The organism is Ruegeria sp. AD11(2025) (assembly GCF_056542405.1).
The window spans coordinates 12162-35698 of sequence record NZ_JBQFZU010000021.1 but is presented as its reverse complement, the minus strand read 5'-3'; the positions used below and the strand labels follow the sequence as shown (position 1 = coordinate 35698).

Genomic DNA, 23537 nt, shown 5'->3' with positions numbered 1-23537 from the left:
AAAACCTTTCGCGTTTTGACGCTATAGGACGACAGATAGCGTCAATTCGCACAAGATCGCACAATTTGTTTTCCCTGCAAATTGGTTTCTTCTTCGGCATCAACTCGCAACAGACAAGCCTCCAGATGCCAATTCAGACCATCGAAAACACATGGATCACACTCTCGGATGGACGGAGTCTTGCTGCGCGACTCTGGTTACCCGAAACGAGCCCTGTACCGGCTATTCTGGAATATCTGCCTTATCGCAAACGCGACGGCACAGCGCCGAGAGATGAAACGACACACACAGTGTTCGCTGAGGCGGATTATGCCTGCGTGAGGGTCGACATAACCGGCACCGGGGACAGCGAAGGTCAATTCGATGATGAATACTCTGAGCAGGAACTGCGTGATGGCGAGGAAGTCATAGCCTGGATTGCCGCGCAGGATTGGTGTGACGGGCATGTCGGGATGATCGGAATATCGTGGGGCGGATTTAACGGCTTGCAACTAGCCTTTCGCCGACCACCAGCTTTGAAGGCTGTTATCAGCGTTGCCTCGACCGTGGATCGCTATGCGGATGACATCCATTTTATGGGCGGGTGCCTGCTGAGTGATAACGTGAACTGGGGTAGTCAGATGTTTGCATACCTGACGCGCCCCGCCGATCCGGACCTACGTGCAGATTGGCGAGAGGATTGGCTGGCTCGCCTGCAAAACGTCCCATTCTCTGCCGCAGATTGGTTGCGTCACCAAACCCGTGACTCCTATTGGATGCATGGCTCTGTTTGCGAGGATTGGTCTGCCATTCAAGTTCCTGTTTTGGCGATCACAGGCTGGGCAGATGCTTATGTGAATGCTCCACCCGCTTTGGCTGCAAATCTGAGGGCACCGAGCAAGGCCGTCATCGGGCCATGGGAACATCGGTATCCTCATATCTCGAAACTTGATCCTGCGGATTTCCATTCCGAAGTCATCGGCTGGTTTGATCGCTGGTTGAAAGGGCAAGAAAATGGTGCAGAGGACCTGCCTGCCTATCGGACATTTATGCAGGAACACTTTAACCCAGCGCCGCAAAATGGCCCTCGGCAAGGTCGTTGGATTGCGGAAGCTAGCTGGCCGTCGCCGCACGTACAAGAACAGATCTGGCACTTGGTTCCCGGTGGGTTTTCCCAAAGCCCAAGCCCTGGTTCCTTGGCAATCGCATCACCTTGTCATGTCGGTATGCAAGGCGGGTATTTCTGTGCTGGCATGCGGATTGACAACGAGCTTCCCGGAGATCAGTCAAGCGATGACGCCTTGTCGCTCTGTTTTAACAGCGCACCATTGCAAGCGCCGATGGAGTTGCTGGGGCGCGCTAAACTGAAGTTTCAGTTTTCGGTGGATCAGCCTGTTGCCCAGCTTGTTGCTCGATTGTGTGATGTGTCGCCGGACGGTGTTTCACAACGTATCAGCTATCGGTCGCTGAACCTCTGTCACTACCGCAGTCATGAAGCGCCCGAAACCTTAAGGCCCGGAGAGATTTACGAGGCCGAGATTGCCCTGAATGAATGCGCGCACCGCTTGCGTGAGGGTCATGTGCTGCGGCTGGCCCTGTCGACGTCTTACTGGCCGATCGTCTGGCCGGCACCGAATGCCGTTGAGGTGACATTACACTTGCAGAATTGCACTCTGCACTTGCCTGTGCGCGAAGTTACGCACGAAATACAAGCCTCTGAACCTGGCCAAGCTCAAGGTTACCCGGTTCTTGATGCCGAGCAACTTCGGTCACCTGCATCGCAGTCCGAACAGATCGAGAGCGAAGACGGTCAGATAGTTCTGAAGACGTTTGATGACTACGGTAAAACGCGCGATCCCTACCACGATCTGATTGTCGGTAGCGACGTGCGCATGCACTATGGCATTCATCCGGATGATCCCTCAACCGCATGTTTCGAGACGGCTTGGAATTTCACCTTTGAACGGGCGGATTGGCAGGTTGCCATCTCGACCAAGTGCCGCATGAGTTGTGATGCAAAGAATTTCTACCTCTACCGCAAACTACGCGCCACTGAAGGCGCGGATGAAACCGAAGTTCTGACGAAGGAATGGTCCGAAACCGTTCCACGCGGACTTCTATGACTTAGTCCAAGGGAGGATATTATGAAGATCGAATGGACAAAGGCCAATGTTGGCCGCAGGAAGTTTTTGAAAGGCGCAACCGCGCTTGGGGCGGCCACAGCTCTTCCGATGGGATGGGCAAACCGCGCATTTGCGGCAGATGACGGTGTTCTGCGGGTGCGGGCTTATGGTGATGCACAGAATATGGATCCAGCCCATTCCGTTGGTGTTGTTGAAGAAGAGGTTCATGCCTCCATCTACAACAAGCTGATCCAGTATAAGCCAGGCGAGGAATGGGGTTGGCAGCTGGATGCGGCAACGATAATCGAACAGGTTGATCCGACCCACATCAAGTTCGCATTGCGAGACGACATCGGGTTCACCAACGGTTTTGGCGCCATGACTGCCGAGGATGTTAGATTCAGCATGGAACGGGTCGTGGACGACGCGACCGACAGTCCGAACAAACCCGACCTGGGTCCCTTCAGCCATGTTGAGGTGACCGGTGAACGCGAGGGGACGATCGTTCTGAATGAACCGTTCGCACCGATCTGGTCGATTGCCCTACCTTACATTACCGGAAACATCGTGTCGAAAGCGGCGGTCGAAGCTGCTGGTGGCCGGATCGGCGCTGATCCGGTGGCAGAGTCCGGCCCCTACCTGCGGGACAGTTGGTCCCCCAAGGAAAAGACAGTTCTCAAGCGCAATCCCGACTGGAAAGGGGACGCACCCACCTGGGATACCGTCGAAATCTATCCGATCGACGACGAAAACACCGCCGAGATCGCGTTCGAGGCGGGCGAGCTGGATGTAACCCGTGTGTCGCTAGGCTCAGTCGAGCGGTATCGCGCTGGGGTTCCCAATGGTGGATCATTGGTTGAGAAACCCTCGCTTTATTATGTCTGGATGGGCATGAATGTTGAGCATCCGAAGCTGCAGAACCAGAAGCTGCGGCAGGCGATTCAGCACGCGGTGGATGTACCCAGCATTCTCGAGGCTGCATATTTTGGTGCTGCGGAACCTTCGACCGGCATCATTGCACCGGGCCTTGCCGGTCACCGGCCGTCTTCGATGGTGCCGCCCGAGGCGAATTTCGAGAAAGCGGCGCAGTTGCTTGCAGAATCCGGTGAGACCGATGTTACGCTGACCCTCGATACGCTGAACAAGACGACCTTCACCACAACCGCTCAGATCATTCAGGCAACGCTGGCGCAGATCGGGATCACGGTTGAGGTGAACGTTCTGGAATCCGGGGCATTCTGGGCGTCGGGTGACAATGAGAACCTGCAGCTTGTTCTGAACCGCTATTCGATGACGCCCGATCCGTACTATGCGACGTCGTGGTTCACGCCCGAACAGATCGGAAAATGGAACTGGGAACGCTTCAACAGCCCTGAATTCAATGAAATTCATGAAACTGCGGCTGCGGAAACGGATATCGCAAAACGGGCAGAAATGTATCAGCGCGCTCAGGACCTGATGGAAGAAAGCGGTGCTTATCGATTTATTACCCACGAGGCGACACCGGTAATTCACAGCGCACGCGTCATTCCGGCATTGCGGCCAGATGGCCTGTCCCTGCTTCGGTATTTCGGCAAGGCGACCTGAACTCCCCAGGTCGACCAGGTACGGCGGGCGCGTAATGCTCGCCGTACCAAAAACAACGCCACCAAGCCACAAGGAGCCAGTTGGCCATGCTGAATTTCGCAACCCGTCGCTTCGGGCTGTCGCTGCTTATCCTGTTCGTGGCGGTCACCGTCATGTTCCTGATGATCCGCGCCGTGCCTGGCGATCCGGTCCAGATCATGCTGGGCCCGCGTGCCACGCCCGAACTTCAGGCCCAACTCACCGCGGCGCTGGGACTGGATCAACCGATCTGGAAACAGCTTTTGATTTTCTATGGGAATCTTTTGCAGGGTGACCTTGGAACCGATGTTTTCTCGGGCCGGTCCGTGACTGACATCGTGTTCCAGCAATTGCCATTCACGCTGGAACTGATCTTTGCGTCGATCCTTTGGTCCGCAAGCCTGGGCATTGCCCTTGGTGCTTATGCGGCGGCGCATCCCAATACTTTGATTGATCGGATCGCTGCTGCGATATCTGTCAGCTTTGTCGCGGCTCCGGCTTTTGTTGTCGCGCTTTTGTCGCTTTTGATTTTCGCCGTCCATCTGCAATGGTTTCCCGCCATCGGGGCAGGAGAAGGTTTTTGGGACCGCCTAAACCATCTGGTTCTGCCGGCTTTCGCGATCGGGCTCAGCTGGGTCGGCTATATTGCCCGTCTGGTGCGGGCATCGATGCTGGAGGTTATGGGCGAAAGCCATGTGCGTACGGCCCGGGCTTTTGGTATCGCCGAACGTCGCGTGGTCATGGTTTACGCGCTTCGCATCGCCATTCTGCCGGTGGTTACCGTGATCGGCGTTGGGATGGGCTTTCTTCTCAGCTCGGCCGTCTTTGCCGAAATCGTTTTTGCCCGGCCGGGGCTGGGTAAACTGGTCATCGATAGCATTACGACCCGAAACTACCCGATTGTTATGGGCTCAGTCCTCATATCCACCGCGTTGTTTGTGGTTTCGACCGCGTTGGCAGATTTGATCAACGCGTTGCTCGATCCACGTGCACGTACGGCTCATTGAGGGGGGGAAAGTGATGGAAAAATCTCGTTCCGAATTGGGTCAGATCATCATCGGGGTCGCCCGCGACCCGCTTGGCCTAATGGGCTTGATCATCGTCGGCATCATCGTGTTCTGCGCAATATTCGCAGCCTGGGTCGTGCCCTACGACCCGATTGCCATGGATATTAAATCGCGCATGCAAGGACCATCCGCTGCACACCTTCTGGGGACCGACCAACTTGGGCGCGATACGTTTTCGCGGGTGATTGCAGGGGGTCAGGTTGCGCTCAAGGTGGCATTGCCGGCCGTGTTCGGCGCAATGGCGATTGGTCTGACGCTGGGAATGATAGCCGGGTATGGGCCGAAATGGCTCGACAACTTACTGATGCTGTTCTTCGATACCATTCGATCCTTTCCGACCGTAATGTTCGCGCTGGCCGTAGTTGCTCTGGTCGGGCCCAGCCTGCAGACAGTGGTGTTCGTGGTCATGGCAACTTCGATCCCGACCTATGGGCGCGTTGCACGGACGCAGACACTGACGCTGCGCAATTCCGAGTTCATTCTGGCCGAGCGGTCGATGGGGGCGAGCATGGCGCGCATATTGGGCGTTCATATGCTGCCCAATATCATCGGCGTTCTGGCAGTGCTGGCAGCCATGGATATCCCTACAGTCATCGCGCTTGAGGCCGGACTGTCCTTTCTGGGACTGGGTGTAAAACCCCCCACACCTAGTTGGGGTGCCTTACTGAAGGATGGCTATTCCTTGATCCGTCAAACCCCTTGGCTGGTGGTTGGCGGGGGCCTGCCGATTATTCTGGCAACACTTGGGTTCACGTTCCTGGGCGAAAGTCTGCGCGACGTGGTTGATCCGAAACTGAGGAAACAGCGATGACCGATACACTTCTGGAAATCGACCACCTCAGCGTCGATTACGAAACAGGGCGGGGCGATCTCAAAGCCCTGAGGGATATCACATTCGACGTCAACAAAGGTGAAATCGTTGGCATTGTCGGTGAATCTGGTTGTGGCAAATCCACCCTGATTTCATCCATCCTACGGCTGACCGCGCCCAATACGCGGTTCCGTCAAGGTGAGGTCCGTTTCAAGGGGCAGGATTTGTTGCAGGCCTCGGAACGGCATATGCGCGATTTGCGTGGGGCGGATATTTCGATTGTCTTTCAGGACCCGATGCAAACGCATAATCCTGTTCTGACCATCGGACAGCAGATGCTGGACATTCAACACCGCTCAAAACAGTCAAAAGCCGATAAGCTGGCGCAAGCGGCCAAGATGCTGGGTGCGGTTGGCATTCCCGACCCTGAGGCGCGATTGAAACAGTATCCGCATGAGTTTTCTGGCGGGATGCGTCAGCGGATCGCCATCGCGATGGCCTTGATGTCCGAGCCTGATCTTTTGATCGCGGATGAACCGACCACCGCGCTGGATGCGACGCTTGAGGTGCAGATCATTGAGCGTCTGCAAGAACTGCAGCGCGAGTTTCACTGTGCCATCCTGTTCATCTCGCATCATTTGGGCGTGATCGCAGAACTCTGCGACCGGGTGGTGGTGATGTATGCCGGTGCGGTTGTCGAAAGCGGAGAGGTGCGTGAGATTTTCCACAATCCCAAACACCCCTACACGCGTCGACTGATCGAGTGTGACCCCGGTCACATCAAAGAGCGCGCCCGCGTTTTGCCAACTATTCCAGGCGAAGTGCCCGATCTGGCCAACCTGCCGCAGGGCTGCATTTTCAGAGACCGATGTGATCAAGCCTTGGGGCGCTGCGCCACCGAAGTACCGCCTCTGGATCAACTGAAACAAGGCCACCACGCCGCGTGCTGGCTGAACCACGAGGAGGTCACAACATGAGCTTGCTGAACGTCGTGGACCTTAAATCCAGCTATGGGCCGGTCAATGTATTGGCGGGTGTCAGCTTTACCGTTGAACCGGGTGAGACCTACGCGCTGGTCGGTGAAAGTGGTTCTGGCAAAACGACCGTGATACGCGCCATTGCCGGTCTTGCGCCTGCGCAAGACGGCTCGGTCACTTTTGAGTGTCAGGAAATTCGTGGCGCCCCGGAAAGTGTCATGCGTCCGTTGCGCAAAGACATGGCAATGATGTTTCAGGATCCAGTCGGAAGCCTTTCGCCACGCCTGACCATCCGCAGCCTGATCACCGAACCCTATCGTATTCAGGGCATGAAAGACCGCGATCTGGATGCCGAGGCTAGACGCCTGTTGGAAATGGTGAACCTGCCGACGCATTTTGCAGATCGCTATCCGTATCAGCTATCAGGAGGTCAGGCACGGCGTGTGGGCGTCGCACGCGCGTTGGCGTTGGAACCCAAGCTGATCCTTGCGGATGAGCCGACTGCCGGTCTCGATGTGTCGGTGCAGGGTGAGTTACTGAACCTGCTCAACGATCTGCGCGAACGGCTGGGGCTGGCGATGGTGATCATCACCCATAACCTCAGCGTTGTGCGCCACGTGGCCGACAGAATGGGCATCATGTATCTGGGCCGATTGGTCGAGGAAGGCACGACCGAGACGATCTTCAATAACCCGCGCCATCCCTATACGCGGTGCCTGCTGAGCGCCAACCCAGAGCCTGATCCAGATGCGCGATTGGAACGGATCGCCCTCAAAGGGGAACCACCCAGCTTGCTTAAACGCCCCTCGGGGTGTGAATTCCGCAAGCGTTGCCCCTTTGCCCAGGGCATCTGCACCCAGACCCCGGAATGGGAAGTGGACGGTGGCCACGGGCTGCGTTGTCTAGCCCCGCTGTCGTAGCAGGAAAACCGATGCCAAGCACACTCTATTTCAACGGTACAATCCTGACGATGGATGAACAGAACTCATCGCCAGAGGCAGTTCTGACCGAAGGAAACAGAATTCAGGCAGTGGGTGCCGAGGCTGATCTGCGCGCACGCATGACGGCGGATTCTCAGGAGTACAACCTTCAGGGTCGTACTCTGATGCCTGCATTTATCGACCCGCACGGGCATTTCCCAGATCCCGGGTTTATCCGGTTGTTCCGAGTCGACCTGTCGTCGCCTCCTCTAGGGGATTGCAGGGAAATGTCGCAGGCGCTGGACAGGCTGCGAGAGAAGGCCGACGCAACGCCCGAGGGTGAATGGGTCATGGGGGTTTCGTTCGACAATACGTCCATTCTCGAGGGTCGAATGCCGACACGGGCTGAGTTGGATGAAGTTTCACAACGGCATCCAATCTGGGTGATTCACGCATCGGGACACAATGGCGCGGCAAATTCTCTGGCGCTCGAGAGGCGCGGGGTAAATCGTCAAACACCTGATCCAGAGGGTGGTCGCTTTGGCCGTGATCCCAAAACCGGAGCCCTGACGGGATTGATAGAGGGGTTATCGGCCATGGGAGAGATGGGCGATACTGACTTCCTGATTGACCGCGAAAGGTTCTGGCAAGGCTTTGACGCCTGTCGTGACGAATACCTCGCCCATGGGGTGACTTATGCCCAAAATGCCTGGGCGTCGCAAACCATGTTGGATCACTTTGCCAGCCTTTCTGCCGATCAGGACCCGGGAATTGACATAGAACTCTTACCTGTCGGAAGTCTGGAGCCTGGGTTGTCTGCCAACTGGATCGGCACGAACTGGCCGGGAAACCCGCACTTCACTCTCGGTCCACGCAAACTGTTCACTGATGGGGCATTTCAGTTGCAAACCGCGTATCTGTCTGCCCCGTATTTCAAGCCGACCAACCCGGATCACCCTTCTGGAATGGTATACACCTCGCAAGAGCAATTGGATGCCGACGTCAGTAAGCTCCATGGCAAAGGCTTACAGATTCATTGCCACTGCAATGGCGATGCCGGCGCAGAGATGTTCATAGATGCGGTGGAAAAGGCGCTTCTAGTGCACCCACGCCAAGATCATCGTCACACCATTATCCACGGTCAGGCCCTGCGGGATGATCAGTTAGAGCGTATGGCTCAGCTTGGAATAACAGTCAGCTTCTTTCCCGCTCATGTCTTTTTTTGGGGGGATCGCCACTATGACACCTTCTTGGGGCCCGAGCGGTCCGAGCGGATATCACCAGCGGCCTCAGCTGAACGGTATGGCGTGCGATATACGATCCACAACGATGCCTCGGTCACGCCAACACGTCCAATCCACTTGGCCCATTGTTCGGTAAATCGGAAAACCGTTTCAGGCCGCGTACTGGGTGAGAACCAGAAAATCAGCGTTCAATCAGCTTTGCGCGCCCAAACCATCGACGCCGCTTGGCAGGTTTTCAAGGAAGATCAGCGCGGCTCCATCGAAACGGGGAAAGTCGCTGATTTCGTGGTTCTTTCGCGCAATCCACTGCACGCGCCGGAGCGCCTGACCGATACACAAGTGCTCGAAACAATTCGCAACGGTCAAAGTGTATTTGCCGCCACGGGTGCCGAGCAAGAAATCGAGCACACATAATGACCTTCAAGCGTGTTGCGATCGCAGGGTTTCAGCATGAAACCAATTGTTTTGGTGTGACGCAAGCCGGTCTGCACGAATTTGAAATGGCGGATTCCTGGCCCGGTATGTTGTATGGAACGCAGGTGGTTTCGGAAACAACTGGCATGAACCTTCCGATCGCAGGTTTTGCCAAGACCGCAGTAGCAGCAGGGTTTGAAGTCGTGCCAATCCTGTGGTGCGCCGCCGAGCCGTCCGCACATGTGACCGATCATGCTTTTGAAACGATTTGCGGGATGCTGTTGGACGGGCTCAAAGATGCGGGCCACATTGACGGCGTTTATCTTGACCTCCACGGGGCAATGGTCACCGATAGTTTTGCTGATGGTGAAGGAGAGTTATTACGTCGTGTGCGAGAAACTGTGGCCTCCAATATTCCAGTGGTCGCAAGTTTGGACCTGCATGCCAACATCTCTGCTGAAATGGTTGAATACGCCGACTATTTTTCGATTTTTAGGACTTATCCTCACTTGGATATGGCGGAAACGGGCGCCCGTTGCGTAACCGTACTGCAGCGTTTAATAGCGGGTGAAACACTTTATAAGGCATTCCAACCGGTGCCTTATCTCATTCCCCTGCATTCGCAGCATACCGGATCCGCGTTGTTCAACGAAATTTATCAAATGCCGGCCAGATTTGAGCAGCAGGAAATCTTGGCCGAAATTGCTCTTGGATTTACAGCAGCGGATTTCCCCGACACCGGCCCGTCTTGCGTTGTCTACGCATCCACAGCCGAGAAAGCCGTCGCTGCCGCAGAAGAAATCGTCTCCTTGTTTATGTCCCGGGAAGCCGACCTCGATTGTTCGATGCTGTCTCTGGAGGAAGCCGTATCGACATGTCGTCAAAGGCGGAAGAAACCCATTGTTCTCGCAGATGTTCAGGACAACGCCGGTGCAGGCGGGACGTCTGATACCACGGGACTGTTGGCAGCACTGATTGAAGGTGGGACAAAGAATGTCTTGATGGGTTTGTTCCATGATCCTGAAAACGCAAAGCAAGCCCATGAGGTTGGAGAGGGCGCCTTGGTCGAATTGGCAATTGGCGCAAAGTTCGATTTGGCTGGCCAGATTCCAGTCATAGCAGAGTTTGAGGTTCTGGCTTTGAGTGACGGCACTTGCCGCTATACCGGAGAAATGTATGGGGGTGGTGTCGCAACGCTTGGTAAGACGGCGGCGCTACGGTTAGTTGGGCAAGAGGCCGAAATCGATCTTGTTGTCACAAGCCTACGCAATCAATGTCTGGATCGTGCACATTTTACTCATATCGGCCTAAACCCTGAGAGCTATTCAGTGATTTGCGTTAAGAGTACCGCACATTTCCGGGCAGATTTTGAACCTATAGCTGGAGATGTATTTGCGGTTTCTTCTCCAGGCGCATTTCTCTGCGACCTCAAAAAAATCCCTTACACTTGTGTCACCAGACGGTTGCCCAACACTTGCAGTGCTTCCACCAGTCGACACAAATGAAGGTCTATTGAATTCGGAACTACTCATTCCCCTTGACCTATGAGAACAGGCACGCGATCGGGAGGTTTAAATTCTGTCGCTTGATTGAGAGAGTAATTTGAAAGGAAGGTGCTGCTCGAAGCCGTATTGAGGAGTTACGGCAAACTGCTCATATTTCCTATGATCTGAATGTCAGCTTTCGACATCGGATTTCAATTTTTTCGCAAATGCAGCGAAGGACCGGTATCCGCCGATGCTGTTGAAAAGCAACGTGTTGCCGGCGCAGAAAGTGAGGCGCTGAACAGAGCGCGAGCGCCTTCTGGTCAGGCTTTGCGCGTTTGCTGCGGTGCAGGAAAGATCTTAGCTTATTTGCGGCGAAACTGCCTGAGCGCGTGGCCTGCTGGGCAGATGTACTGACCATTTTCAGCATCCCATTCGAAGTCGGCGCGCGTCCAGGTACCGTCGTTGCGCCCGGATTTATCAAAGACAGGAATGTGCGGTGCGAACCTGCGGTCGACCAGCCATCCAAGAAGTGGCCCGGTGCCATAAGCGGTGTCGGCGATCAGCCATTCTGGATGCAGGTCGAACTTGTCCTCTACCCGGTCCAGCATGGTTTTGGTTGATCCGACTTCAGCTTGGCGGATGGACCGTGTGACTTCCACATCGACGATGACCCCGTGATCGGTGTCGATCAGATAGTAGTCGGAATAGCTAAAGAATGCTGGCCCTTTACAGGCCGCCGTCCACTGGCTGGCCGGATCAGAATGAGAGGTGAACTTTCGTTGCACCTCGCTGGCGGCACCGAATGCGGCTTCATCTAACGTGTCCAGATACTCGCTAACGGCGCGAGGGGCATCGGTCGGGTCGATGTCGGAGGCGTCCCAATCTTCCTTCGGCGTCGAGTTCTGTTTGTTAGAGTCCGCCTCTATCAGGATGGCATCAATTGCCAGACGCTGGCCGCTAACCAAACCTTCCGCGATGCAACGCGCAACAGTCGTCTTGAACAGATGACGCAGCGGCTCACTCTCACGGAACCGGCCATGCCGGTTCTTGGAAAATGTTGAGTGATCTGGCACCCGGTCGTTCAGATCAAGACGACAAAACCAGCGATACGCCAGGTTCAAATGCACATCTTCGCACAATCGGCGTTCTGACCGAATGCCGAAGCAATACCCAAACAGAAGCATGCGTATCACCAGTTCCGGATCAACCTATGGGCGGCCAGCGTGGCTGTGGAAGTCGGCGAGATGCGCTGGCGTACTGGCCAGATCAACAAACCGATCAATCGAGCGCAGCAGGTGATCTTGGGCAACATGATGCTCAAGCGAGAATTCGTAGAACAACGCCGCCTGAGCATCCTTCTTCGGTCCCATCATCGCTTTTTCTCGCAATCCATACCGGAATTGAATCAGCGACTTACCTCACGATCAAGCAAGAGTTTTTCAACGAAATACGCCCGTGCTGTTTTTCGCTACCAACGCAAAGCGTACAATGCAGCCGTTGGTTCGAGGAGCGGCAACGGCGGAGTTGTCCCGCGGAATGTAAGTTTGATCTGTTTACAGTTCTGCGCTCGCGGCGAATGTCAACAATGCGGGCTGCAGCCGCAGAAGCAGAGGTGTGTGGTGAATGTCTCTTATGGGCCGTTCTCGCAGCTTTGCAAAGCGCGGTTTCTGAATTCAACTGCCGACGGTTGAAATCACAGCGAATGGCAATACCCTGCCCCTTTGCGGACAGGACGTGTTTGGTTTGGGCTATTTGTCAAAATTGGAATCTCCGGAACTACCAACCCAGATCCCTCATTCCGTAAAACGTGTATGCAAGCGGCAGGCTGTGGCGGCGAAGTCTGGGGAAAGGGATTGCCGCAGGCTGTTGTTGCATGAGCGAAGGCAAAGGTGATTTGTAGGGCTTGCCAGCCGCAATTCCTGCCAGCAACCGCCCGGTATAGGTCGCCATTGCAACACCGCCGCCGTGATAGCCAAACCCGGTCCAGGCGCGTCGCCAGTTTCCGATCTGCCCGGCATAAGGAATAAGGCCTCTGGTGAGACAGACTAGTCCGCTCCAGTGAAACTCAGTTTCCGCGCAGATCAGCGCCGGGAACATGGCCTCGAATTCGTGGCGGATCTGACGCCGCATCCGCTGCATTGAGCCAGCTGTGATGTTGCTGGTGCCGCGCATTCCAAACAGCACACGGTTGTCCGGCAGCAGGCGAAAGTAGTGCAGGAGGTTACGGGTGTCGTAGGCGATACGCCGGGTCGTCCACCCCTGGGTCTGTTTTTCCAGTTCGGTCAATGGCCGCGTGACCATGATATGTGACACCACCGGCAAGTAGCGCCCCCGCAGCCAGTCCGGAAGGTTGTCGCTGCTGTAGCCGTTGCTGGCGACGATGAGACGATCAGCCTGAATCCGTCCGGTAGGCGTTTCTATGATGTAAGTGCCGCCCGGCTCTTCCTGCACCGAGAGCGCAGGGGTGCTACCGTGGATTACGGCGCCAGCCTGCTGTGCCAGACGGGCCAGACCAACAGCATATTTGCCTGGGTTCAAGCCGAAGCCCTGGGGCAGCAGAAAACCGCCATGGAAACCGTCGCCGTGCAAGCCTTCCTGTTGCATCTCCTGTGCTGACAGAATCGGGCAATCAACCCCGGCATAGCGGCGCAGACCCTCCGCCACCTCTGGTAGTGCACGCGCGGCTGAGGCGTTGTGGGCCAGGCAGTATTCTCCGTCAACCTGGGCCTCTGCCTCAATGCCACCGCTGGAGGTGAGATCTCGGACCAGGGCGACGGCCTCTTTCTGGGCGCTGTAGAAAGAGCGCAGGTCATCCTCGCCGAAGCGGCTGATGATCGCGCTATCTGCCAGTTTGGCGCCGCCGAAGCCGCAGAAGCCGGCATTACGCCCTGATGCCCCCCAGCCGGGCTGGGCGGCCTCGATTACAAGCGGCGCCTCGCCGTAGTCGCGGGCGAGATGCAGAGCCGTGCTGAGACCGGTGTAGCCAGCACCGATAATGGCCACGCCCGCGCGCCGATCCCCGTCCAGCGCCGGAAAGGCAGGCGTGGCAGGCATAGTAGCCTCCCAATAGCTGCCAATCGGTGTCTCGGTGTCATAGGCGTGGGCGTCGTAGATGCGGTGAAGATTTGGCATGGCGTTGGTCCGTTCCGGCGGCGCCCCTTCAGAGCGCTGCGATCACCTTGGTTTCAAGAAATTCGAGAATACCTTCACGGCCGCCCTCTCGCCCGACTCCCGACCTCTTGATCCCACCGAAAGGAGAGCCCGCGCCAAGGAAGGCACCGTTCACATTGACCATACCCGCGTGCAGGGCGCGTGCGACGCGGGCCGCGCGGTCACTGTCGCCGGTTTGCACATAGGCAGAAAGGCCGTAAGGCGTATCATTGGCAATGGCGATAGCTTCCGCCTCGTTGTCGAAGGGGATCATTACCAGTACTGGGCCGAAGATTTCCTCCTGTGCAATGCGCATTGCATTGTTTACATCGGCAAAAACGGTGGGACGGGCATAGTAGCCAGTCTCAAATCCTTCAGGCTTGCCAGGTCCGCCGGCGACCAGCCGCGCGCCTTCGGCAATACCGGCCTCTATCATCTCCTGCACGCGGGTATATTGCTGCGCGCTGGACAGCGGCCCCATGTGATCCCCCGGTTCAGCGGGGTTGCCGATGGTCATTCGCTCGCATTTCACCTGCGCCAGTTCCACTGCGCGGTCATAGACGGTGTATTCTACCAACATCCGGGTGGCAGCATCGCAACTCTGACCAGTATTAATGAAACAGGCTTCGATACCCTCGGCGACAGCAGTTTCCAGATCGCAATCGGCAAAGATCAGGTTCGGGGACTTGCCACCCAGTTCCAGTGCCACCTTCTTGACCGTTTCCGCCGCGTCCCGAGTCACCGCGACACCGCCGCGGGTCGACCCGGTGAATGATATCATGGCGACATCCGGGTGGCGTGACAGCGCAGCACCAACCACTGGGCCTTCGCCGTGAACCAGGTTGAATACACCCGCAGGTACACCAGCCTCATGCAGTACTTCAGCATAAAGAACCGCGGAAAGCGGTGTCAGTTCCGAGGGTTTCAGAACCATTGTGCAGCCCGCCGCCAACGCGGGCCCGACTTTCAGCACGATCTGGTTGATTGGCCAGTTCCATGGGGTGATCAGCCCGCAAACGCCTACCGGCATCCGCACCAGCGTGTCGCCATTGGTCAGCCTTTCTTCAAAATCAATTGCTTTCAGGTCAGCAATAATGGCTTCCAGATGGTCGATGCCCACCTGGGCCTGCATCTCGCGCGACATGTTGATCGGGGCGCCCATCTCCAGCGATATGGCCTGTGCGAAATCATCTACGCGGTCGGTGTAGACGTCCAGCACCCTTTCGAGCAACGCAATACGCTCCTCACGGTTAGTGGCGGCAAAGCCTGGCAGCGCAGCCCTGGCTGCAGCAACTGCGGCATCGACGTCTGCATCATTGCCGAGTACGAGCGAACCGATTGGCTGTTCGGTAGCGGGATTGACAACGTCCACGGAACCGGTGCCATGGGGATCGGTCCAGCTACCGCTGATGTAAAACTGGGACAAGTTGTACTGCATTATTGTGTTTCCAATTTTGCCTGAGTGTATGTCACGCGGCGGCCATTGCTGCGCGGGTTTCCTGTTTCTGGCGACGCTCTTGTCGGCGGTTGATGAGCGACGCGGCGATGACACCGGTGGCGACGACGCCTATCAGCATGGTCGAAAGAGCATTGATCTCGGGCGAGACACCCAGCCGGACAGAGGAATAGAGCTTCATCGGCAAAGTGGTGGAGCCGGGTCCTGAGGTAAAGGTAGCGATCACCAGATCATCGAGTGACAGAGTGAATGACAACAGCCAGGCCGAGATCACCGCAGGCGCGATTACCGGCAGGGTCACCTGACGGAAGGCGGAAAACGGAGTGCAACCCAGGTCCAGGGCTGCATCCTCCAGCGACCTGTCAAAACTTGACAGCCGGGAGGTGACCACCACTGAAGCATAGCACATGGAAAAGGTCGCGTGAGCGATGGTGATGGTCCAAAACCCACGGTCGAGACCAATGGCAACAAACAGCAACAGAAGCGACAGGCCCGTCACTACCTCGGGCATCACTAGAGGGGCGAAGATCATGCCGGAAAATAACGTGCGTCCCGGAAAACGACCCATACGTATCATGACAATGGCGCTGAGGGTGCCCAGGATTGTGGCAAGCGTCGAAGAGACAAAGGCGATGCGGAGCGTAATCCAGGCCGCTTCAAGGTAAGCTTCATTGTTCAGCACGATACCATACCATTTGGTGCTGAAGCCGCCCCAGACGGTAACGAGGCGCGAGTCATTGAAGGAATAGATCACCACCAGCAGCAGCGGCAGGTAGAGGAACACAAAGCCGAAGGTCAGCGATGTCAGGTTGAACAAGTTGAAGCGGCGGATCATCCCAATTCCTCCTGATGTTTCTGCTGATGGCGTTGAAACAGTACGATCGGCACTATCAGGATAGTAAGCAGCACGATGGCCACGGCCGCAGCGATGCCCCAGTCGCGGTTGGAGAAGAACTCGAGCCACAGGGTCTTGCCGATCATCAGTGTTCCGGATCCGCCCAGAAGATCCGGGATAACGAATTCGCCGATTGCGGGAATGAAGACCAGAAAACAGCCCGCGATCACCCCTGGCAGCGATAGCGGCAAAGTGATCTGGCGAAAGGCTGCAAATACACTGCAGCCGAGGTCTTCGGCAGCTTCCAGCAGACGGCCGTCAATCCGCTCCAGTGAGGCGTATAGCGGCAGGATCATGAACGGCAGGTAGGAATAGACGATGCCGATATAGACCGCGATTTCTGTGTGCATGATCGCCAGCGGCTGGTCGATGAGGCCGAGCTTCATCAGGGTGAGGTTCAGGAACCCCTCGTTCTTGAGAATGCCGATCCAAGCATAGATGCGGATCAGGAAGCTGGTCCAGAACGGCAGGATTACCAGTAGCAGGAGCGTCTTGCGCCATTCCTGCGGAGCCTTGGCCATGGCATAGGCAACCGGGTAGCCGATCAGCAGGGCGAGGAGGGTTGCGATGGCGGCGACCTTGACGCTGTTGAGGTAGGCCTTGAGGTAGATGCCGTCCTCGGCCAGCCAGAGGAAATTCTCGAAATCAAGTTCCGCGAAGGATGCACGCAGCCCGGCAAGCCCCTCATCCAGGCTGAAGGTGGGGGCATAGGGCGGGCGGGCGGTGACGGAATCCGACAGGGAAATCTTGATGACGATCAGGAAGGGCACCAGGAAAAAAAGCGTCAACCACAGGTAGGGCACGAGGATAAGCAGGCGTCGGGATATGCTCATGATCCTGCCCTCACGCGTCGACCAGCACGCAGGCACCTGCGCGCCAACTGAGCCAGACCCTATCGTTCCAGTCGATCTCGCGCCGCGAGGTCAGCAACCGGTTGGCTTCCTGCGCACGGATCAGAAGGCCTCCGTCAAGCCGAACCAGAAAGGTTGAGGCGCTGCCGGTATAGGAAATTTCTTCGACCGTACCCTCGACCATGTTCACGTTGTGCGCCGCTGCCGGTTGGTCCTTGGTGAGGTGGATTTTCTCGGGGCGCAGCACCAAGATCTTGCGAGCACCGGGCATCAGAACATCACCGGGCTGTGGGCGGACTACCAGTTGGGTGCCGCCGTCCCAACGGGCTATCGCCAGTTCTCCCTCCATGCCCGACAGCTCGATATCCAACAGGTTCACATTGCCAATGAAGTCAGCGACATAGCTGGACGCAGGGTGTTCATATATCCGCGCGGGCGTGTCGGTCTGCAAGAGCTTGCCTGCCTTCATGACGGCGATACGAGAGGAAACGGTCATCGCCTCTTCCTGATCATGAGTGACGATTATGAAGGTAAGGCCCAGCCGGTCCTGAACGTCCATCAGTTGAAACTGTGTTTCCTCGCGCAGCTTTTTGTCGAGCGCGCCCAGCGGCTCGTCCAACAGCAGCACTTTGGGTTTCTTGGCCAAAGAGCGCGCCAAGGCCACCCGCTGCATCTGTCCGCCAGACAATTGGTGCGGCTTGCGGTCTGCGAACCCTTCGAGCTGTACCAGCGCAAGCATCTCATCCACACGGTCCAGAATGTCGCGCTTCTTCCAGCGTTCCTGCTTGAGACCGAAGCCGATGTTCTTGGCCACCGACATATGTGGAAACAACGCGTAGGACTGGAACATCATATTGATCGGCCGCCGGTTTGCCGGGATACCTGTAAGATCCTGCCCATCCAGCAGAATGCGGCCCGAAGTTGCGTCCTCGAAACCCGCCAGCAAACGCATCATCGTGGTCTTGCCGCAGCCGGAGGGGCCGAGGAGCGAAAAGAACTCGCGTTCCTGAATGTCCAAGTTCAGATCCGAGATTGCGGTGAAGCCGCCAAAGGTCTTGGTCACATTCTCGAAGCGGATCAAGGGCGGGCGGTCTAGTGACTGCGGACTGGCAGGTTCGGCGTGGGCGGCGGCATGGGCCGGGTCAAAGAGGTTCATTGCTGCAGGTTCCTCTGTTGCTGGTCTCTGCCGCGGGCCGGGCGGGTGCCGCGGCAGAGCTAAGGATACGCGGCCCGAAAGCCGTGCGTCAGGTCACTCGCCGGTACGGACTTTCGACCATGTGCGGGTGTAAAGCCGCTCGGTCTTTCGGTCCTGCAACACAGGGGTATTCAGCATCTCCATCGTCTCTTCGGTCGGATAGACGGCGGGGTTGCTGGTCAGTTCCGGGTCTATCTCAGCCTGGGCGGTGAAGTTGGCGCTGCCGTAGCGGATGAAGTTGGCATTCTGGGCCGACACCGAGGGCTGCATCAGGTAGTTCAGGAAGGCGTGGGCCTCGTCCACGTTTTTGGCATCGGCCAAAATGGCGAGGCCATCAAAATCCAGCAGCGTGCCTTCTTCCGGGATGATGTATTCCAGGTTGACGCCATTGCTGGCCTCTTTAGCGCCGTCCGCAGCCCAGTAGGCATCACCGCTCCAGGTCAAGCCGAGGCAGGCGTCGCCATCAGACAGCGCTCCGATCATGCCATCGGTCGAAATCTGGGCGATATTGTCACGGATTGCGCCGATATGCGCTCCGGCTGCCGCAATCTGGTCCTTGTCGCTGGTATTCGGGTCATAGCCCATGTCGATCAACGCCGCACCAATCACATCGATTGGGGAATCAGCGATCATCACGCTGCAGTCAGTCAGCTTGCCGGAAATCTCGGGATCAAACAGTAGATCCCAGGATTTGGGATGGTCTTCGCCCAGACGCTCCGCCAGCTTGTCGGTGTTATATGCAATGCCGAAGGTCCACCAGTTGTAAGGTACCAGGTATTCGTTGCCAGGATCGAAGATTTCGATCAGTCCGGCGATCTTGGGCCAGACATGTTCCAGGTTCGGAATCTTGGATTTGTCGATCTTCTGTAAAACTCCAGCCGAGATTAGCCGGGCGGTGCCAGTGGAGGAGGGTACTATGATGTCATACCCGGAACTTCCCGCCAGCACTTTGGTTTCCAGCATCGCGTTGGAATCATAGGTGTCATAAGTGACGTCGATTCCGGTTTCCGCTTCAAAGGCTTCGATGATCGCAGGGTCGAGATAGTCGCTCCAGTTATAGATCACCAGTTCGCCCTCTGCCGCAGCGGCGATGCCCCAGATAATCGCGGCCCCGGCCATAAGGCTGGTTGTCAGCTTGGTATTCATGGTTTCCTCCCGTGATGGGGTTACGTTTTTTCTTGGGTTGCGGACCTCAGGCCCGCTCCTGTTCCAGTTCGAGCCCCTGACCCAGCAATTCCTGAGTAGCGTGCTCGACGCCTTCGGTAAGCATGTCGAACATGTCGTCGATCTGTGCCTCGGTGATCACCAGTGGAGGTGAGAAAATCGCCATGTTGCCATAGGGGCGGACCATCAGACCCAGTTCCTGGCAGCGAGCGTCAATGACGGCACCAATGCTCGCATCAATCTCGGTACTGGCTTGGCCGTCGCGGGTCAGCGAGCATTCAATGCAGCCCACCAACCCCATTCCACGCACATCCACAATCAGAGGTAGCTCCAACATTTGACTCAGGCGCTTCTGGAAATGCGGGGTCACGTTGCGGACGTGCTCCAGAATGCCGTCGCGCTCAAAAATCTCAATGTTTTTGAGACCGGCGGCGGCACAAACCGGGTGTCCGGAATAAGTGTAACCACTGGTGAAATAGACGTCCCTGGAGATATCACCCTCGATGTCCTTGAACAGACGGTCGGAAAAGATCGCGGCCCCCATCGGTGCATAGCCCGAAGTCAAACCTTTGGCGCAGGTGATAATATCCGGAGTGACACCGAAGAGTTCCTCGGAAGCGAACCAGTAGCCAAGTCTGCCAAAGCCGGTGACGACCTCGTCTGAAATGTAAAGGACGTCATGTTTGCGGCATACCTCCAGGCAGCGTTTGTGGTAGCCTGTGGGCGGTACGATCACGCCACCGGAGCCCAACACCGGTTCGGCGATGAAGGCGGCAACGTTATCCGCGCCCAGGTCCAGAATTGCGTTTTCCAGATCCGCCACCTTTTCTTCGAGGAAGTCTTCGATGCTCATGCCCGCGGGGCGGCGGAAGGCATTCACGTCAGGCAGGAAATGCGGGATGGACTGGTCGGTGTCGAACCACTGGCGTTCGCTCGGTTTGCCGCTGAGCGAGGCGGTCAGGTAGGTGCCGCCGTGATAGGCATGCGCCCGGGTGATGATGCGCTTCTTGGACGGCTTGCCCAGCAGATTATTGCGGAAGTGGACAAAGCGGATAGCGGTGTCTACTGCCGTTGAGCCGCCGGTTGTGAAATAGACCCGGTTGAGGTCGCCCGGTGCAAGCTGGGCAATGGCGTGGGCGAATTCTGCGCTCACCGATGTTGCCTCGCTGAAGGGCGAACAATAGGCCATCTTGCGGGCTTGCGCCGCCATTGCATCGGCAATTTCAGTGTTGCCGTAGCCGAGCTGCATGCACCACATGCCGCCGGGGCCGTCGATCACCTTGTTGCCATGCTCGTCGTATACATAGATGCCTTCGGCATATTCGCTGAACGTCCTGTCGGCTTTTCCGGCGCCTTGGACTTCCAGTCCTTCCCACGGATGGAAGTAATTTTCCTTGTCCCAGGTTTTGAAGTCTTCGAAGTCGTTTCCAAGTTTGGTCATCACGGTCCTCTGTCCGGAGTTATTGCTGTCATGAATGAACGTACATTCATTAGATGTAAATGAATGTACGTTCATTGTCGATGGAAATATATTTCGATATTGGGCAAGGTGTCCTAAAGGCGCTAACCCGGCCGGGAGAAGAAAAGGGCAGGCAAATGACAAGTATTGGAGATACAAGAAAAAAGCGGAAGGTGGACAAAGATTTGCACCGTGAAGTGTTGCTGGAAGCTGCTGCCAACGTGATCCTTCGCCATGGGGTGAGCGGCGCGACAATCAGCCGAATCCAGGAGGAATCCGGTCTCTCCCGCGGTATGATTAACCTGCACTTCCAGTCAAAGGACAATCTGATTCGCGAACTCGCGATACACATGACGCGGGAATACAATGCGGCCTGGCAGGGCTTTACCAGCCAGGCACCACAAGAAGTGTGTATCCCGGAAGATGCCGCTGCCCGTCTGCAAGCGTTATTCGAGACGGATTTTTCAGAAGCAGTGCTGAACAAGCGCAGCGTACGACTGACCTTCGCCTTCCGCGCTGAACCTGATCTCCAGGCAGTTGGATCAGGTTACATCGAGACCCGTGGAACTGATCTGCATGATCATGTACGCGGCTGCTGCAAGGTGCTCTGCGAGGCTTGCGGAACTCAAGGTGATCCCGAAAAAGTAGCTATGGCAATCATGTCTTTGCTGGAAGGGTTGTGGACCGATTTTCACGCCCACCCCGATGAGTTCAGCAGGGAAAATGCGGTGGATATCTGCCAAACTACCGCTCGTGCTTTCTTCCCAGGTTACTTCTGAGCGTTAACACTGTGTCCAGCCCCTGTTCCTAGGTCACTGATTTATCGTTTCTCTAATACGGTTTCCGGAGCTGGTGGTCTCATGTTGAGCACCTGGTGAGGGCGGGCATGATAGTACTGCTTGTGCCAGTGATTGATGATGTTCTGGGCCCGTTCGGTTGTGGTGAACCATTCGGCATTGAGAACTTCCGGGCGGAGCGTGCCATTGAACCGCTCGTTGTAACCATTCTCCCTAGGTGACCCCGGATAGATGCGGTTCGGCTTGACGCCTACAGAAACAAAATGCGACCCGAATGCGCCCCCTACCGCAGTGGTGGGACATCTCACAGCACGGGTGGGGTCCAGACTTTGTTGTTACCGAAAAGCCAGAACTCACCACTCAGAATCACAAATTGAATGGCCGGTTGGTCCGCGAAACTTGAATTGCAGCCGATCTAGATTTTTGAAGCGCAACGAATGTCCGGAATGCGGGCTGCAACTGCAGCATAACACTAGCATGACGAACTTCCGGAGTGGGCCGATAATGACCAACGCTTTGGTTACCATCGGTATCCAAACAGGAGTGAAGTCTTAATTGGCAACCCGCCAGACATATCAAGAAGCGTGACCCAGCCCCTTGATCGAGGCCGTTTGGATGTAGAATCCGTTCCTGTTTTGATGTTTCTAGTTCGGACAGACTCCATTCTTATAGCTTCCAACTTCGCGGATCACGTCCCGGCTCGATGCTTCGATGCGATGCCCTTTAAGCTCGCTTTGAATGACGCGAACCATAAGGTCGTTGAGGGGGGGCACGCGATAACATGTCGTCGATGGTTCGTTGTGTGCATATCCGACACCGCTGTCGTCGGTCAGGAACATGTATCGTCCGTTGGAAACCAGCGCGCCCTGTCTCATAAGATATTCAAGATGCGGCCCTTGGCTGCTGGCTTCGATGCGATGTTGCTTAGCGCAATAGCGAGGCCAGTTTTGCTGCGAATTCGTCTCCGGCATTCTTGCTGCAAGCAGATTCCGGAAGGTGTCACATACTTGTCATATTTGTGCGCTAGTCAAAAACTGAAAAAAGAGAAAACATAGGAGGCTCCGATGACCTCTCTCAATACTCAGCTATGGGAGCTGATTAAGAAACACAAAATGCCTGATGATGCCGCGGGCACGCCGTTCAATGAACAGCTGATGACCGAAAACTGCATCTCTCGCGATACCGCCAATGTAGCGATCGCCGAGTATCAAAAATTCATGTATCTTTGTGCTACGCGACCAGAGCGCAATGTTCCCTCGAAAGCGGTTGATTTGGTGTGGCATTTGCATATGCAGCACAGCCGCGACTATTGGGATGTCTTTTGCAAGAAGCTTGGCAAACCCGTGCACCACAATCCCGGCAGTCCGGGCCCGCAACATCTGGATGACTACAAAGCCACAGTCAAAGCCTATTCGGCCCTGTTTGGAACACCCCCAAAAGGGATTTGGAAGCAAAAAGACAGGTTTGGAACTTTCGTGTTGCTGATCTTCTTGGCGGTGTTCATTTGCGTCGGCGGCAATTCTATCGTCCAAAGTGGCAATCTATTATTTGGAGCGCTTTGGTTGAGCATACCGCTCGTCTGTTTTGTGTTCACCCTCAATGGACTGACCTCCACAAGTGAGATGACGCTGATTTTTGAAAGTGGCGACCCGTTTGCCGACGATGATGCAGGTGACTGTGGTTCGGGTGATGGCGGTGGTTGCGGCGATTGAGCCGCTAGTCTTTCATTCTGGTTACGTTTGCTCTGGGCTGTATCACGGTTATAGAACGTCAAATTGGCCCTTGATCGGTTTGACCCAAAATCGCGATCGTATCCGTGCGGCTTCTTGCCGATACGCTGCGCATCTGGCGCAAGATCGAAAATAATTCTCGCATTTCTAAACTACAATAAACCGCTTCAAACCGGTCGATACTCCCGAACGGAATATATGCAGAGATGGATC

General features: G+C 56.1%; 18 protein-coding genes and 1 pseudogene. 10 read left to right on the top strand and 9 right to left on the bottom strand.

All coding sequences use genetic code 11. The features are described 5' to 3' along the window. The first annotated feature begins 125 nt into the window (after nt 1-125). From ACR1XY_RS17755 to ACR1XY_RS17720, 8 genes are all read left to right on the top strand, one after another. On the top strand, nt 126-2102 hold the full coding sequence (locus ACR1XY_RS17755) for a CocE/NonD family hydrolase (protein ID WP_480595231.1): 1977 nt from the start codon (nt 126-128) through the stop codon (nt 2100-2102). 21 nt (nt 2103-2123) lie between these two features. Next, nucleotides 2124-3689, top strand: coding sequence for an ABC transporter substrate-binding protein (locus ACR1XY_RS17750; protein WP_480595229.1), 1566 nt, complete (start codon nt 2124-2126; stop codon nt 3687-3689). A gap of 86 nt (nt 3690-3775) precedes the next feature. Beyond that, nucleotides 3776-4714: an ABC transporter permease gene (locus ACR1XY_RS17745; RefSeq protein ID WP_480595226.1), complete on the top strand. Its 939-nt coding sequence runs from the start codon at nt 3776-3778 to the stop codon at nt 4712-4714. A 13-nt stretch (nt 4715-4727) separates the two neighbouring features. After that, on the top strand, nt 4728-5585 hold the full coding sequence (locus ACR1XY_RS17740; RefSeq protein ID WP_480595224.1) for an ABC transporter permease: 858 nt from the start codon (nt 4728-4730) through the stop codon (nt 5583-5585). Further along, complete coding sequence (locus ACR1XY_RS17735; protein WP_480595221.1) at nt 5582-6562, top strand: ABC transporter ATP-binding protein; 981 nt, start codon at nt 5582-5584, stop codon at nt 6560-6562. The genes ACR1XY_RS17740 and ACR1XY_RS17735 overlap by 4 nt, the downstream gene beginning before the upstream one ends. Next, on the top strand, nt 6559-7482 hold the full coding sequence (locus ACR1XY_RS17730; protein ID WP_480595218.1) for an oligopeptide/dipeptide ABC transporter ATP-binding protein: 924 nt from the start codon (nt 6559-6561) through the stop codon (nt 7480-7482). Before ACR1XY_RS17735 ends, ACR1XY_RS17730 begins: the two co-directional genes overlap by 4 nt. Before the next feature lie 11 nt (nt 7483-7493). Further along, entirely contained in the window at nt 7494-9140 is a 1647-nt protein-coding gene (locus ACR1XY_RS17725) for an amidohydrolase (RefSeq protein ID WP_480595211.1), read from the top strand. Beyond that, nucleotides 9140-10645 carry a M81 family metallopeptidase gene (locus ACR1XY_RS17720; RefSeq protein ID WP_480595207.1) on the top strand — a complete coding sequence of 502 codons (1506 nt, stop codon included), beginning with the start codon at nt 9140-9142 and terminating at the stop codon, nt 10643-10645. The genes ACR1XY_RS17725 and ACR1XY_RS17720 overlap by 1 nt, the downstream gene beginning before the upstream one ends. Before the next feature lie 350 nt (nt 10646-10995). On the opposite strand, the pseudogene ACR1XY_RS17715 reads toward ACR1XY_RS17720, so the two are convergent. The 8 genes and pseudogenes from ACR1XY_RS17715 to ACR1XY_RS17680 all read right to left on the bottom strand — a co-directional run. Beyond that, nucleotides 10996-12000 (bottom strand): annotated as a pseudogene (locus ACR1XY_RS17715) (IS1182 family transposase); the annotation flags it as partial. Between the two features lie 403 nt (nt 12001-12403). After that, the gene (locus ACR1XY_RS17710; RefSeq protein WP_480595205.1) at nt 12404-13759 is read right to left on the bottom strand and encodes an NAD(P)/FAD-dependent oxidoreductase; all 1356 of its coding nucleotides are present in this window, start codon (nt 13757-13759) and stop codon (nt 12404-12406) included. Nucleotides 13760-13787: 28 nt separating this feature from the next. After that, nucleotides 13788-15215 carry an aldehyde dehydrogenase family protein gene (locus ACR1XY_RS17705; RefSeq protein WP_480595202.1) on the bottom strand — a complete coding sequence of 476 codons (1428 nt, stop codon included), beginning with the start codon at nt 15213-15215 and terminating at the stop codon, nt 13788-13790. A 31-nt stretch (nt 15216-15246) separates the two neighbouring features. After that, entirely contained in the window at nt 15247-16068 is an 822-nt protein-coding gene (locus ACR1XY_RS17700; protein WP_480595198.1) for an ABC transporter permease, read from the bottom strand. Next, nucleotides 16065-16955 carry an ABC transporter permease subunit gene (locus tag ACR1XY_RS17695; RefSeq protein WP_480595293.1) on the bottom strand — a complete coding sequence of 297 codons (891 nt, stop codon included), beginning with the start codon at nt 16953-16955 and terminating at the stop codon, nt 16065-16067. Before ACR1XY_RS17695 ends, ACR1XY_RS17700 begins: the two co-directional genes overlap by 4 nt. A 16-nt stretch (nt 16956-16971) precedes the next feature. Then, entirely contained in the window at nt 16972-18135 is a 1164-nt protein-coding gene (locus ACR1XY_RS17690) for an ABC transporter ATP-binding protein (RefSeq protein WP_480595195.1), read from the bottom strand. A 93-nt stretch (nt 18136-18228) separates the two neighbouring features. After that, nucleotides 18229-19320, bottom strand: a complete 1092-nt coding sequence (locus tag ACR1XY_RS17685) for an extracellular solute-binding protein (protein ID WP_480595191.1) — start codon at nt 19318-19320, stop codon at nt 18229-18231. A 46-nt stretch (nt 19321-19366) separates the two neighbouring features. Further along, nucleotides 19367-20779 (bottom strand): aminotransferase, encoded by a 1413-nt coding sequence (locus ACR1XY_RS17680; RefSeq protein ID WP_480595185.1) that lies wholly within the window; start codon nt 20777-20779, stop codon nt 19367-19369. 155 nt (nt 20780-20934) lie between these two features. On the opposite strand from ACR1XY_RS17680, the gene ACR1XY_RS17675 reads away from it, so the two are divergent. Further along, nucleotides 20935-21576 (top strand): TetR/AcrR family transcriptional regulator, encoded by a 642-nt coding sequence (locus tag ACR1XY_RS17675; RefSeq protein ID WP_480595183.1) that lies wholly within the window; start codon nt 20935-20937, stop codon nt 21574-21576. A 41-nt stretch (nt 21577-21617) separates the two neighbouring features. On the opposite strand, the gene ACR1XY_RS17670 is transcribed toward ACR1XY_RS17675, so the two are convergent. Continuing rightward, the gene (locus ACR1XY_RS17670) at nt 21618-21902 is read right to left on the bottom strand and encodes an integrase core domain-containing protein (protein ID WP_480595181.1); all 285 of its coding nucleotides are present in this window, start codon (nt 21900-21902) and stop codon (nt 21618-21620) included. A 756-nt stretch (nt 21903-22658) separates the two neighbouring features. Here ACR1XY_RS17670 and ACR1XY_RS17665 point away from each other — a divergent pair. Continuing rightward, entirely contained in the window at nt 22659-23306 is a 648-nt protein-coding gene (locus ACR1XY_RS17665; RefSeq protein ID WP_480595175.1) for a glycine-rich domain-containing protein, read from the top strand. The last annotated feature ends 231 nt before the right edge of the window (nt 23307-23537 follow it).